Origin of the sequence: Flavobacterium sp. S87F.05.LMB.W.Kidney.N (assembly GCF_004366435.1) — a bacterium.
Taxonomy (GTDB): domain Bacteria; phylum Bacteroidota; class Bacteroidia; order Flavobacteriales; family Flavobacteriaceae; genus Flavobacterium.
Genome location: NZ_SODX01000007.1, coordinates 271,141 through 286,182 on the forward strand (window position 1 = coordinate 271,141; position 15,042 = coordinate 286,182).

The window sequence follows — 15,042 nt, forward strand, 5'->3', positions numbered from 1 at the left end:
TACCGTTAATATTATATGTTTGTGGTTTTTTGTCTATTGTTTTATCAAATTTAGAAAAACAACGTCGTTTTCATTGATTTTGAATTCTTTGCTGAACGTTCCTTTTGCATCAATTGTTATTTTTTCTGTTGCAATTGGATCGCCGTTATTTTTCTTTTTCATATTATTTACCTGCTCACGCGTCAACTGACTTGGTTTGTTTAAAGCCAGATAATCGGCATAAACGTCATTTACTTTGTAACCTACTTTATAGATTTCTAAAGTATATTTTCCTTTCTGCATTCCGTCAATTTCAACCTTTACTTTTCCCTTTTCTTTTGATGGAAGATCCTGAACGTAATAGGTTTGATTCCAAACTTTCTCGCCCGGATGTGTATTGGTAAAATCCCAAAGTAAAACTTGTACATCGCCTTTTGCATTTTTAGAGGTCCACGAAGCTTTATCCAAATTTTGAAGTTCTGTTTCTCCCAATTTGTTCAAAAACTGATAAGAGAAATAAGCTGGCTTTTTAATTCCCTGCGTATTCAATAATCCGAAACCACCGTGAAAAGGCGTAAATCTTGGGCCTGGTTCTTCAAAAATATCTGTAAAAACCCAGTACGACATGGAGTTTGCTGCATTGCCGACTTGTTTTAATTTCTGCAGAATATAAGCTGCCGAATGATAACTGTCGTGAATTGGATCCGCTGGCGTGTAAGAAGAGCTCCACTCTGTGTAATGCAGTTCTAAATTAGGTTTCGCCGATTTGGTAATCTGCTTACGCGAATTAATAACGTCTCCGCTAATACTGTTTTCGTCTGGACTTAAAACGGTTCCAGAAGTCCCGAATTCATCCAAATATCCTTGGTTTACACCGTAAGTATGCGTCGAGATAAAATCTAAAGGCACATTGTTTTTAGCACAAAAATCGATTGTTTCGGGAACCCATCCTGCTCCTGCTGTTGCTGGTCCGCCCACTTTGTAATCTTTGTTTACTGCTTTTACACCGCGGGCAGCATAATCATACAATTTAAAATATTCTGCCTGAGTTCCTGTCCAGAAACCTGGTGTTAAATTTGGTTCGTTCCAAACTTCAAAATACCATGTCTTTACTTCTTCAACTCCGTAACGTTCTGTAAAATGCGCAGTTAAATTTTTGATTAAATCTTCCCATTTTTTATAATCTTTTGGAGGCGTCACATTTCCTTTCCACCAAAAAATAGTTTCTTTTCCGCTTGCCAATGCATTCGGCATAAAGCCTAATTCAACAAAAGGTTTCATTTTCAGACTCACAATATAATCGAACAAAACGTCTACGTATTGGTAATTGTATTCTGGATTTCCTTTTGAATCTTCACGGTAAACTGCCATATCATCAGACAATAAACCATGAAAACGAATGTATTTAAAATCGCATTCTTTTTTTACCAAAGCCAATTGCTGCTGCCAGTCGGCTCTCAAACCTTCGTTTGCTCTTCCGGCACCAATGCATTCTTTAAACATGGTGTTTAATTTTCCAGCCGATTTGTTGTAATCTACTTTTATCGTTCGGTTTTGTGCCATCAAATGGACTGAAGTAATTAAAACTGCTGCTATTAAAAGTTTTTTCATTTGGAAACTGTTTTTGTTATTATCCTAACAGGTTTTTAAAACCTGTTAGGTATATTTCAACCAATCTAAAAAGCTTTTTAGTTATGTGATGTGACATTGATACCTAACAGGTTTTGAAAACCTGTTAGGATAGCATAATGATTATAATTTTTTGAATCTTACTGCACCACCTCCGGCACCGCCTAATTTCAATTGTAATTTATCTGAAGCTTTTACTGTTTTCTTCGAAATTGCCACTGCTTCTGGATTGTGTGTTTGATCTGTTCCTTCAGCATCTACATAAATCTGTGCTTCGTAAGTTGCATTTGGATCTAAGAATGATAATGAAACTTCTACATTTCTTGGTTTTTCATTTGTCAAAGTTCCTAAATACCAGTCGGCACTGTTTCTGTCTTTTCTAGCTGTTGTAATGTATTCACCAATTTTTCCTTCTACAATCTTAGTGTCTTCCCAATCTGTTGGAACATCTTTTAAGAATTGTAAAGCTGGTTTTCCTTCGTAATTTTCTGGAAGATCTGCCAGCATTTGAATTGGAGAATAAAGCACTACATACAATGCTAACTGCTGTCCCACTGTTCCTTGGATTCTTTTTCCTGGATACCCTTGTTTTACCTCAACATCGAAAATTCCAGGTGTAAAATCCATTGGTCCTGAAAGTAATCTTGTAAACGGAATAATGCTCAAATGGTTTGGCGGATTTCCTTCGCTCCAAGCGTTATATTCTTGTCCACGTGCTGCTTCTCTCGAAACCATGTTTGGGAAGGTTCTTCTTTCTCCTGTATCTTTAATTGATTCGTGGTATAAAACTGCTAAATCGTACTGTGCCGCTTTTTCTAAAATGTATCTGAAATAGTTCACTCCAAATTGTCCAAAGTGCATTTGTTTCATGTTCAATTTAGAACCAACGTGACCAATTTTTACCGTGTGAATTCCTAGTTTTTTGTATAAAGCAAAACCTTCGTCAACTTCTTTTAAATAGTTAATTAGGTTTGAACCTGTTTCGTGATATCCAATTAATTCGATATTCTTTTTCTTTCCGTATTCAACTACTTTTTCAAGGTCGAAATTGTCCGCGCTTTTCGTGAAGCTGAACATGTGCATACGGTTTTCGTACCATCCTGGCGTCCATCCTTTATTCCATCCTTCGATCAATAAATGATGGAAACCTTCTTTTGCTGTAAAATCAATATACGTTTCGGCGTTTTTAGTTGTTGCACCTTGTTTATCGCTTTCCCAGAACGTATATTTCCCGATGTGCATTCCCCACCAGATTCCTAAATATTTATAAGGTTTGAAATAACTGTTTGTGTTTTTTAATTTGTTTGGTTCGTTTAAGTTTAAAACCAAATATGATGTGATCAGTTCACCTGGATTTTCTCCAATTTGAATGGTTCTCCAAGAAGAGGTGAAAGTATCTTTTACACGAACTTTTACTCCATCAGGCCATGGCACTAAATCCGATTTTAATTCTGTTCCTTTATTGTTTACTAAAGTCATACTTGCAAAATCGATCAAGTTTGCTTCGTGAAAACTTAGAGCCAATCCGCTTTTACTTTCAATTGTTAGAGGAGTTAAAACGGTATCTAGCGTGCTTACCGGCGCATCTTTAAAAAGATATTCGTCACGGTTTTCTCTGTTTGCCGGAATCCACCATGCTTTTCCATCTTCTTTTAAGTTAAAAGTTGTTTTTTCATCCATGATGAAAATACTGTCTTTTACGTTTTGTTTTGGATACACATATCGAAACGCCACTCCATCGTCGAAAGCACGGAACTGAATTTGTAATTTTCTTTTGTTTCCAGTTTTTTGCTGCAAATCAACAACCAACTGATTGTAATTGTTTCTGATGTTTTTCTTTTCTCCCCAAACTTGTTCCCAAGTTTCATCAAACGAAGAAGTTTTTGCTCCCTTAATTTCAAAATTTGAACTTAAATCTTCATTTCCTTTTAGTAAAAATCCCATTTCTGATGGTGTGATCACTTCGGTTTTTCCGTGTGAAACAGCATATTTTGGAGCATTTTTTACCAGCTCAAATTTGATTTTATTTTGTCCGTTTGGCGATGCCAGTTCGTAAGCGTTTTTGTTTTTCTGACTGTAGCCCATTGCTACTGAAAACAAAACGGCTGGGAGAATTAGATAGTTTTTCATTGTTTTTTGGTATTATATTTTTTTTGCCACTGATTTAAAGGATTAAAAAGGATTTTTCTTTATGATTTTTTCACGCAGATTCTGCAGATTTTTGCAGATTTTATTTTAATCTTTTTAATCCTTTAATCTGTGGCTATTTTTTTGCCACGAATTACACCAATTATCACAAATACAATTCGTGGAAATTCGTGTAATTTGTGGCTAACTTTTTTATTTAATCCACTCTGTTTTAAAAGTGGTTTTTCCGTTTAATGGATTTCCAGTTACTTCAAAATTGTTTCCGTTTTTAGTCACTTTTATTTCCTGTACTGCATCGCCTTCTGGTAAAAATACTTTAGCTGTTGCCGAAGTTGTTTTATCGCTTGCGTAAACTTTTAATGTCAGTTTGCTCCAATCCATGTCTTTTGTAGACTGCGCTAAACCGATGTGTGGAATCGCAGTTCCGTCTTTTATTAAAACTACAATTGGCACTTCGCCAGCTTTAATTTTATGCCATCCTGATTGGTATACTTTTTTAGTTTGGTAATCGATCCAAGTTCCTTCTGGAAGATAAACGTCTCTTTCTTCAACCTCTTCAAAAAGCGGTGCTACTAAAATACTTGAACCAAATAAATATTGATTGTCAACTAACCAAGCTCCTGGATCGTTTGGATATTCTACAAATAAAGCACGCATCATCGGTAAACCTTTTTGAGAACTTTCTTTTGCCTGAGCATAGATATATGGCATTAATTCATAACGCATATTATCTGCTTTCCTAAATCCTTCTAAGAACTCTTTGCTGTACAACCAAGGTTCGCGTGGAGGCTCTCCGTGGCTTCTTACGTGCGAAGTGAACATTCCGAATGGCGTCCATCTTCTGTAGATATTCTCAGGAGATTTTGTTGCAAATCCTCCAACATCATGACTCCAGAAACTGAAACCAGAAAGACCTAATGAAAGTCCGCCGCGTAATTCTGCCGACATTGCTCCGTTTGAAGTTTCAGAATCTCCTCCCCAGTGTAATGGGTAACGCTGCGATCCTGCCCAAGTGCTTCTCGCCCAGATTAAAGTATAACCTTTTTCTTTCTGCGTAATTTCTGCAACGGCTTTGTTGTAACGTAACGGGTATAAATTGTGCTCGTAAAAACCAGTTCTTCCAGAATGGTAAATTCCGTCCGGCGGTGCAGCTTCTCCAAAATCTACTTTGAAAACGGCTACGCCTTCATCAAATAATTTTTTCAATTTGCCTTGATACCAAGAAATCGTCTCTGGATTTGAGAAATCTAAAACCGCATCTTCGTAAGGAAGATTTCCTTTTCTATCTCTTACGGCTAAGTTTTTTTCCATGATTTCTGGAAACAAAGTATTCTTTGGAGTGAAGTACGGCAATTGCCATAAACAAACCTGGAAACCGTCTTTCTTTAAATCAGACATCATTTTTGTTGCGTCTGGAAAACGAGATTTTGCAAACTCGTAGTTGTTTCTCCAATCTACATCAAACCATCCCGTATCAAAGTGAATAACGTCCGTTGGGATTTTATATTTACGCAAATCTCTTGCTACATCTCTTCCTTCTTTTTCTGAGAAATACGTGATACGGCTCATCCAGAAACCGAAAGACCAAAGTGGCGGCATCGCAGCTTTTCCTGTCAAATTAGTGTATTGATCTAAAACGTCTTTTGGTTCTCCGATGAAGAAAAATAAATCAGCTTCGTCATCTCCAATGTACATTTCGTTGGCACTTGAAAAATATTTTCCAAAGTCAACCGTAATTGGTGTCGAATGATGCATGAAAACGCCGTAACCGCGACTGCTCATGTAAAACGGAATTGGTTTGTACATCGTTTCATTCTGGATTCCGTTCGCGTCGTCTGTCCATAAAACTACTTTTTGTCCGCGTTTGTTGAATTGCGTGAAAGATTCCCCGCAGCCAAATATTTTTTCGTCTGGTTCTAAGCTGAACGCCGCGCCCATACTTCTTGAATAATCGCTGTTTCTTCGAACATAAGAAAATGGAAGTGTTGGTGTATACGTATTTTTAAAATCAGTATCATGAAGCGTGCTTGTCAGCAATTTTCCTTTTTCATCGTAGATTTTTACGTGCCAAGGTTTTGTCAGGATTTCAACTCTTCCGTGTGTGCTTGTATAGCTGTGCCCGCCTTCGATTTTAGAATATTTCCATAATTCCGGGTGATTTGGCGCAACGCCGTCAACCAGCATTAAAGATTCCTTTTGCGGATGAAATTGCGGTCCAGAAGTCGTTTTTATTCTAACTGTTCTATCAGAAACAAACTGAATTTCGAATGGCAAAACAGGAGATTCTTCATATTCTGTTGTTGGAAATTCGTTTGCTTTTTCCACATCTGGCTTCATCATCATGTTGTTGAAAGCCTGACGTGTTTTATAATTGTATCTCAAATATTTTATAGTTCCTTTTCCTGTTGCAGGATCAAAAGATGCCAATTCATCTGCGAAATAAAAGGTGTTCAGATAGTTCTGAAAATCTTTACTGATATCTATTGGTGCGTTTAATACTTCTGCATTTTGAATTTGTGCTGATGCTTTCGGCACTGCAATAAATCCAAACATTAAGGCAGAAAATAATGCGGTTAGTTTTGAGTTTTTCATTGGTTAATAATTCTAGATGTTAGTTTATCCTAACAGGTTTTTTAAAACCTGTTAGGTATTTTATTTTATATCTTGATAAAAATCTATTGATACCTAACAGGTTTTAGAAACCTGTTAGGAACGTAACTTATTATTCTGCTGTAATTACAATTGTAGATTGTTTCAATCCGTTTGCTTTTGCGGTTAATTCCAATCTTCCAGATGTATTTCCTGATTGTACAATTACCAAACATTTTCCAGCCAAAGCGGTATGTTTAGTTCCTTTGTACGGTTCGTGGCTTACTGGATCTCCGCTGCAAACTCCAACAATTTTTCCGTTTCCTTTTAAAGAGAAATTGATTTCGTTATTGGCATTTGGAGCTAATGTTCCTTTGTCGTCTAAAATATCAACTGTAATAAATGACAAATCATTTTTATCTGCTTTTATCGTGCTTCTATCTGCAGTCAATTTTAATTGAGACGGATTTCCAGCCGTTTTAATTTCTTTTTCTAAAACTACTTTTCCGTCTTTACGAGAAACTGCTTTTAAGACTCCTGCTTCAAAAGGAATTCTCCACATTACATGAAGATCGTCTCCTTTTTTGCTTCTTTTTCCAACCGATTTTCCGTTTACAAAAAGTTCAACCTCATCGGCTTTATTGTAGTATGCCCAAACGTCAACAGTTTGTCCGGCTTTCCAGTTCCAATGCGGGAAAATATGAAGAACTGTTTTGTCTGTCCATTCGCTTTGGTACATATAATACACATCTTTCGGGAAACCGGCTAAATCTACAATTCCGAAATAAGAACTTATTGAAGGCCATTCGTACGGCGTTGGTTCTCCGATATAATCGAAACCTGTCCAAATGTACATTCCAGAAAGGAAATCGTGTTTTTTAATGACTTTCCAAGTTGCTTCGTGCGTTGAACCCCAAGGCGTCTGCACCTGATCGTAAGCTGAAACGGTATTTCCAGGATTTCCTTCTGTAAATTTAAGATCCCATCTTACCGGCCATTTTTTGATGGTATCTGAAACGGCATCGTAATAACCTCTTGTCTGCAAACCTGAAGTTGTTTCGGTTGCGATGAAAGGTGTATTAGGGAAATTCTTCAGATGATGTTCATATGTTTGATGCGCATAATTATATCCAATTAAATCTAAAACACCTGATCCAGCAAGCGGATTAATCGAAACATCTTTTTTCTCAAATTGTAAAGTCACGGCATCAATATTCATATTTACCGGCGGATTCATCGCTGCAGTCAACGGACGTGTTTTATCGTATTGGCGTGTAATTGCTGCTAATTCTTTGGCAATTTCAACACCTTTTTCATTCCATTGTTCTGGGATTTCATTTCCGATGCTCCAAACAAAAATACTTGGATGATTTCGGTCGCGAAGCAATTGATCGATTAGATCTTTTTTATGCCATTTGTCCCAATCATTTCCGTAATCGTATTTGGTTTTGGTTTGTTTCCACATGTCAAAAGCTTCATCCATGACAATGAAACCCATTTTATCGCAAAGGTCTAAAAGTTCCGGAGCGGGTGGATTATGAGAAGTTCTGATTCCGTTTACACCCATTTCTTTCATGATTTCCAATTGACGTGCAATGGCGCGAGTATTAATTGCAGATCCCAACGGGCCTAAATCGTGATGTAAACAAACTCCTTTTATTTTAACCTGTTTTCCATTCAAAATAAAACCTTTGTTCAAATCGAATTTAAAATCTCTAATTCCGAAATTGGTTTTGTATTGATCAATGATTTTATCGTCAAGCGAAATTTCCGTAACAGCTGTATACAATTCTGGTTTTTCAACAGACCATAAAACAGGATTGGAAACTTGTATTTGTTGTTTACTTGTTTGATTGGCATTTGCACCAATTGTTATATTTTGACTAGTCGATTTTATTCTTCTAAGATCATTTCCTATACCATAAAAAATAGTTGTTGTTACTGTTGCTTTCTTTGAAGTCGAATATTGATTCTGAATTGTAGTTTCAATATTTACCGAAGCTGTGTCAGCTGTAACTTTTGGCGTTGTCACGTAAGTTCCCCACTGTGCAACATGCAGTTTATCTGTGGTTTCAATCCAGACATTTCTAAAAATTCCAGAACCTGAATACCATCTTGAATTGGGTTGTTTTGAATTGTCAACCTTAACAATAATTTCGTTGTTTTTATCTCCGTAATTTAAATATTTGGAGATTTCATATTGAAAACCAATATATCCGTTTGGACGTTTTCCTAAATAATGGCCGTTTACCCAGACTTCGCTGTTTTTGTAAACGCCGTCAAAAGTAATTGAAGTAACTTTTGTGCTGTCTTCTGCAGCCACTTTGAATGTTTTTTTGTACCAGCCTAAACCTCCGTTTAATGCTCCTCCGCCATAACCAGCCGGACTTTTTTCATCAAAATTTCCTTCGATGCTCCAATCGTGAGGAACGTCTAGTTTTCTCCATTTAGTGGTACTTCCAATGGTATCTTTATCAATTATACTATCGTTTAGATGGAAACTCCAATCTGTATTAAAAGAAACTTTTCTATTTATAAATGCATCCTCTTTTTTAGCGCAGGAATTGAGTAAAATTACTCCTGCTGCTACTGCCAACAAACATATGCTTTTTATGTTTTTTCTAATATGCATAGCTACTTTTTGTGTTTTTGGAATTGGAAGATAGAAATAAAAATCGATTTCGAATATTTCTTCTTTAAATAATTTAAGTCTCAGTCTTAAAGCACGTTAGAAACATGTTTAAAACTGAGACTTCAAAACTAACTAACTTATGATTTTGGTTTGTAATGGAATACAATTAAACAAACACCTTCGCCGGTTCTACTTTTATCTCTTATAACAGCAAGTCGTAAAGAGGTTGCAGTAAGCTCAACCACTTTTACATTGTACCAATTGCTACAATCTAGATAGTAATCACCACCGTAAAGCATTTCTACTCCTCCATTAAAAATTATTCTATTGTTTGCAATATCAAATTTGTATGTGTTTTTCTTAGTAGTCTGATTGTTATTTGCAATAGCTGTTTGAGTAACAGTTGTATTGTAATTTCCATTTAAATCAAAATACATTTCGCCCCAATTTTTATTTGGCATAACCCATGAATTGCTTGCATAATCTGGAAGCCAGCTCCAGTTATCTCCAGATGTTGAAGGATAATCTAAACCAGCCCATCCAACAGGATCAACAAAATCTAATACCCATGTTTTTCCTGCAACACCATTGGTCAGCATCTCCCATCTTGGATCGCTGAAATAAGTGTCATCGTTTTCAGGAACATCAACTACAGTTGGAACCGCGTCTACTGAACCTCCTCTTGTATAGGCTGTAAAATAAACATTGTATTTTCCTGCGAAAGGTAATGTTACACGATCATCGCTTTTGTTTGAATGCCCTAATTCATTTCCTGATGCATCTACAAATTTCCAATATGGAATTACAGTTGGATCTTCACTTTTAAGGATTAAAACATTTTTGTTTACTGCATCCTGAGTGATAGAATATTTAAGTGTTTCTGGTGTTACTGTGATTGCTGGCAAACTTTCGCGATCTTCAACAGGCTCACAAGAGAATAAAAACGAACTGATTGTTACAGCCGTTAATACTATATATAATATACGTTTCATAATCAATTTGTTTAAAGTTAATTCCAACCTGGATTTTGTTGAATAGTACCATTTGAAAGTACTATCTGTGATTGTGGTAAAGGAAACCATCCGAGCGTTTCTGGTCTAAATGTTACGGCAAACTGAGAATCTCCAGTATTGTTGTCAATAGCTGCTTTCATTGCAGGCATTCCTTGTCTGATTAAATCAAAATAACGTAAACCTTCCAATGCCAATTCTAAACGGCGCTCTTGCATAATATTGGCTTGAGTTGCAGGAATTCTATGTGTTGTACTTTTAAAAGCACGATCACGAACTCTGTCTAGATCTGCTTGTGCCAATGCTGCATTTGTTCCTAAATTCAATTCGGCAGCCATTAATAAAACATCTGCAAAACGAATAATTGCATAATCCTGATAATTATCAATTTGGAAATTTCCTCCATTTGCTTCTACAACTGCTGTTCCCGCTGCATTCGTAATTGGACAATATTTTTTCCAAGAATATCCAGTGTATTGACGCTGTTCTCTAGCTTGAGCATCAAAATTTAAATTCTCACCTGCATAATCAATAAATGAAGCTGCTTTTCTAGTATCTGTTGCTTCATAAGCTTCAACCAATTTTGGGTTTACTGTTGCTCCTCCCCATCCTGTTGCATATTTTCCTATTGAACCTCCACGCGGTGCAATGTTTACCTGAAAACGGTTTCCTTCGTGAAGATCCCAGTTTCCTTTCCCTGAACCGTTGAAACGAACAGCCCAAACCATTTCTGTATTATCTTCTCCAGCAAAATTTTCAAAAGAAGCTGCTAACCAAAGATTCGCAAAATCTGCTACTAAACCATGTCCGCTATTATTTACAGCATCGTTAATGTAATTTACAGCCTGCGCTTTTGTAACTACACCTGCTAAATCTGTTTTGTTGTAAGCACCTGTGTAAAACAAGAATGTTCTAGCTAAATAAGCTTCTGCAGCCCATTTTGTAATACGTCCGTAATTTGCATTTCCTGCTTGAGAGTAATTTTCTGGTCCTAAGTTATCTGCAGCAAATTTTAAATCGTTTGCAATTAAAGCATAAGTAACTTCTGGTGCTTGTCTTGGTAATTCAAATTCACTTGTCGTTACCGTATGATCTAACGGAATAATATCTCCAAACATTTTTGCCGCTTGGAAATGAAAATGTGCTCTTAAGAAACGTGCTTCAGCTTCGTAACGCGTTTTCAAAGCTGTATCAGATCCCCAGTTTACTTTGTCTAGGTTTTCTAATAAAATGTTTGCTCTGTAAATTCCAAGATAAGAGTTTGTCCAAGTCAGGGCATTCATATCTTTATCTGTTGTGTATTGAAAGCGGTCCCACTGCAAATCTACTGTTGGATCTGCAATACCAAATCCTCCAAAACAGTTGTCAGATGCCTGCTCACTTACGATTAATTGTGTACCGTAAGCTTCTCTTTGCAATACATCATAAACAGCTACCAAACCTTCAAAAGCATCCGATGGAGTTTTATAAAAATTCTCTGTTACTTTATCAGTATATGGTTCGTTTTCCAAAAAATCTTCCGAACAAGCACCTAAGGTTAGTAAGCTTGAAAGGGCAAATAATTTTATATATGTTTTCATCGTGTTCAAAATTTAAAAGTTAACATTTAGACCCATCATGTAGGTTCTTGGCTGCGGATAATATCCAACATCGATTCCTTTAGCCCAAGATTGATTTACGTTTCCAAAACCAATTTCTGGATCCATTCCTTTGTACTTCGTGAATGTGTAAATGTTATTTCCTGCAACGTACAATCTGAATTTAGAGAAGAATTTCAACTTGTCTGTTAACTTTGTCAAATCACATCCAATTGTAGCATTTTTAATTCTGAAGAAATCTGAATCCTGAATATACAAATCAGAGAATTTAGTATAGTTACCATTATCATCTGTTCCGTATGTTACTCTTGGAACTGTGTTTGAAGTTCCTTCGCTTGTCCATCTGTTTAAAACATCTGTAGTGTTGTTTGTGTAGGCACGAGTATAATCGTGAATTCCAAAAACGTTTTGTCCTCCAGCAGTACCATAAGTATTAATAGATAAATCAAAAGCTTTATATGATAATTCTAAATTAACACCGTAGTTAATATCTGGGTTTGGATCTCCGATTTGTGTTTTATCATTTGCATCAATTTTTCCGTCAGTGTTCAAATCTACAAAACGAACATCTCCAGGTTGTGCATTTGGCTGAACTCCCGCAGCAACTTCTGCAGCATTTTGGAAAATTCCAGCTGTTTTTAATCCGTAGAAATAACCCATTGGTTTACCCACCTCAACACGGTTCATTTCGTCTAAACCTTGGAATAAAACATTTGATTCTCCGTGAATAATTCCTTCGTTGTTTGCAATTCGTAATACTTCGTTTTGGTTGCGAGAAAGGTTTGCATTGATTCCAAAATTCCAATCTTTTCCAAAACGTGTACGATAAGCCAATCCAATTTCAAAACCTTTATTACTCACATCTCCACCATTAATATAAGGTGCGGTAGCTCCAGCATAAGCGGGGATAGAAGCAAGAACTAACCAGTCTTTCGTTTTCTTATCATAGTAATCGAAAGTTAAAGTAAAGTTGGTAAATAAAGTAGCATCAAAACCTAAATCCAACTGCTCAGAAGTTTCCCATTTTAAGTTTCTATTTGCTAACTGATCTGGGCTTGAACCTACTAATAAAGTTTCGTCACCTGTTCCAAAATGATACGTTTTATCTGTTGAGTTTACAACCGACATATAAGCAAATCTTCTTGCAAATTGATCGTTACCATTTTGCCCCCAGCTTGCTCTTAATTTGAAAGTATTTAATACTTTATTTTCTTTAAAGAAAGCTTCTTTGTCTAAATTCCAACCAGCAGAGAACGATGGGAAAATAGCATATTTGTTGTCTGGACCAAATTCTGAAGATCCGTCACGACGCACTGTAGCTGAGAATAAATATTTATTATCATAATCGTACAATAAACGTCCGAAGTACGATTGAATAGCGTAATCTCTACGGTTTCCTTTTACCACATTTGATGTTGGATCTTTTGCATTATCCAAATAAGCATGTTCGAAATCATCAAAAATTAAGTTTCTTCCTTGTCCTTCCATGTAATCTGCAGTGTTCTTTTTAGCAGAAGTACCCACTAACACATCAAAATTATGAGCAGAAGCAATGTTGAATTTGTATTGAAGTGTATTCTCAAAAATCCATCCCATCGATTTTGTTGCGCTTTGAGTAACACTAGAAACTGTATTATTATCATTTGAAGAAAGAGAATAAACAGGTCTGAAAGAACGATAGTTACTATCTGTCATATCAACACCATAACTGGTTCTGAAAGTAAAGTTTTTGGCAAATTTCAATTCAGCAAAAATATTACCTACATAACGGTTTGTTTTTGTTTGATTGAAGTTGTTATAGTATAAAGATCCAACTGGATTACTGATATCTGCAGAGATAATTGAGCTTGCAAAATCTCCATTTGCATCATACGCTGCATCAATTGGAGCTGCGTTTAAGAAGCTTCTAATTGCGTTGCTGTAAATTCCATCATCTGCAACACCGCTTGATTTAATGTTTGATAAAGTGAAGTTTTCACCAATTTTCAAATATCCTTTAATAACTTCTGAAGTAGAGTTTACTGTAAAAGTAACACGATCGTATTGAGACTGATTATTTGCTCCGCCAATCATACCTTCTTGTCCGTAGTACGATAAACCAGTTGCAATTGTAGATTTTTCATCACCACCTGTAATCAAAAGGGAGTGGTTTTGTTTCATTGCACCTTCATTAAACAAATCTTTCTGCCAGTCATGATCAGGAAATGCAGCAATTTGCTCTTTCGTGTATAATGGAGAATATCCAGAATTTACACGAGCTTCGTTCATAATTGTTGTATATTCTTGTGTATTCATCAAATCCAGTTTTTTTGCAATCTGCTGAAAACCTGTGTAAGAACTGAAAGACACATTCATTTTACCATCTTTTCCTTTTTTAGTTGTAACCAAGATAACTCCGTTTGCTGCTCTTGCTCCATAGATAGAAGCCGCAGAAGCATCTTTTAAAACGTCAACCCTTTCAATAACAGAAGGATCTAAGTATCCAATTCCGTTATCAACCACAACACCATCAACCACATAAAGCGGATCACTGTTTCCTGCTGTACCTGCACCACGAATATTTACCACCATATTCGCACCAGGCTGACCAGAAGAAGAAGTTACAGAAACTCCAGAAGCCTGACCTTGCAAAGCATTTACAACATCAAGACTCGCTACTTGCTGAATGTCTTTTCCAGATACCAAAGAAGTTGCAGCTGTATTAACTTTCTTCTTTTGAGTACCATAACCAATTACTACAATTTCTTTAAGTTCTGCAGTTTCTGGCTGCAGCACTAAATTGACAACTTTCTGAGCGCCAACAGTAATTTTTTGTGTTTTAAATCCCACGAAAGTGATCACTAAAACATCTCCTGTTTTAGCTTCTACTTTATATTTTCCATCAAAATCGGTAACAGTACTCGATTTTGTTCCCTGTACTTGTACAGTTGCTCCGGGAACTCCAAATCCGTCTTCGGCAGAAGTGATTGTTCCACTTACAGTTTTGGATTCTTGTGCAAATCCAAACTGCATCATAAATACGCTAAGCAGCACCGCCATAAAATATGGAAGCTTTGTTGTAATACAATTTTTGCTTTTCATAGTAAGAATTGATTAAGTTTAAGTTATAGTTAGTAATTTTTACCCTAAGAGAAATCTGGAAAACTTCCCAAGCAGGTCATGCCAAAAATGAGGGCCTGAATCTCATCTCCAACATTTAGTACTTGCAGACTATAGGCAGAGGTTTTTAAACATCAAAATCGATTAAAAATCAATTTCTAAAAAAACATTTGTGGTAAGTTTAAGTTAAGTTGTAGCTTTGCCTTTTTTACTTATAGTCAATTTGAATTTATCTTATGGTAAATTTGACTACAAGTGTAAAACAAATTTTCTATATTAACAAAATATTAGGGTTATTTTTTTTCTATTCTAATAAATACGATTTCATTTTTATCAATGCTGTAAAAAGAGAAATAAA

Annotated in this window: 7 protein-coding genes; all 7 read right to left on the reverse strand. The window is 36.0% G+C overall.

Annotated elements, in window-relative coordinates; genetic code table 11:
- Positions 1-33 precede the first annotated feature (33 nt).
- Positions 34-1,590: a GH39 family glycosyl hydrolase gene (locus EDB96_RS20065; RefSeq protein WP_134142767.1), complete on the reverse strand. Its 1,557-nt coding sequence runs from the start codon at positions 1,588-1,590 to the stop codon at positions 34-36.
- Positions 1,591-1,731: 141 nt separating this feature from the next.
- Entirely contained in the window at positions 1,732-3,738 is a 2,007-nt protein-coding gene (locus EDB96_RS20070) for a glycoside hydrolase family 97 protein (RefSeq protein ID WP_134142769.1), read from the reverse strand.
- A gap of 210 nt (positions 3,739-3,948) precedes the next feature.
- On the reverse strand, positions 3,949-6,348 hold the full coding sequence (locus EDB96_RS20075) for an alpha-xylosidase (RefSeq protein ID WP_134142770.1): 2,400 nt from the start codon (positions 6,346-6,348) through the stop codon (positions 3,949-3,951).
- A 130-nt stretch (positions 6,349-6,478) separates the two neighbouring features.
- Complete coding sequence (locus EDB96_RS20080) at positions 6,479-8,977, reverse strand: glycoside hydrolase family 2 TIM barrel-domain containing protein (protein ID WP_134142771.1); 2,499 nt, start codon at positions 8,975-8,977, stop codon at positions 6,479-6,481.
- Positions 8,978-9,114: 137 nt separating this feature from the next.
- Positions 9,115-9,969, reverse strand: a complete 855-nt coding sequence (locus EDB96_RS20085; protein ID WP_134142772.1) for a hypothetical protein — start codon at positions 9,967-9,969, stop codon at positions 9,115-9,117.
- 17 nt (positions 9,970-9,986) lie between these two features.
- Complete coding sequence (locus EDB96_RS20090; RefSeq protein WP_134142774.1) at positions 9,987-11,567, reverse strand: RagB/SusD family nutrient uptake outer membrane protein; 1,581 nt, start codon at positions 11,565-11,567, stop codon at positions 9,987-9,989.
- A 12-nt stretch (positions 11,568-11,579) separates the two neighbouring features.
- The gene (locus EDB96_RS20095) at positions 11,580-14,666 is read right to left on the reverse strand and encodes a SusC/RagA family TonB-linked outer membrane protein (protein ID WP_134142775.1); all 3,087 of its coding nucleotides are present in this window, start codon (positions 14,664-14,666) and stop codon (positions 11,580-11,582) included.
- Between the last annotated feature and the right edge of the window lie 376 nt (positions 14,667-15,042).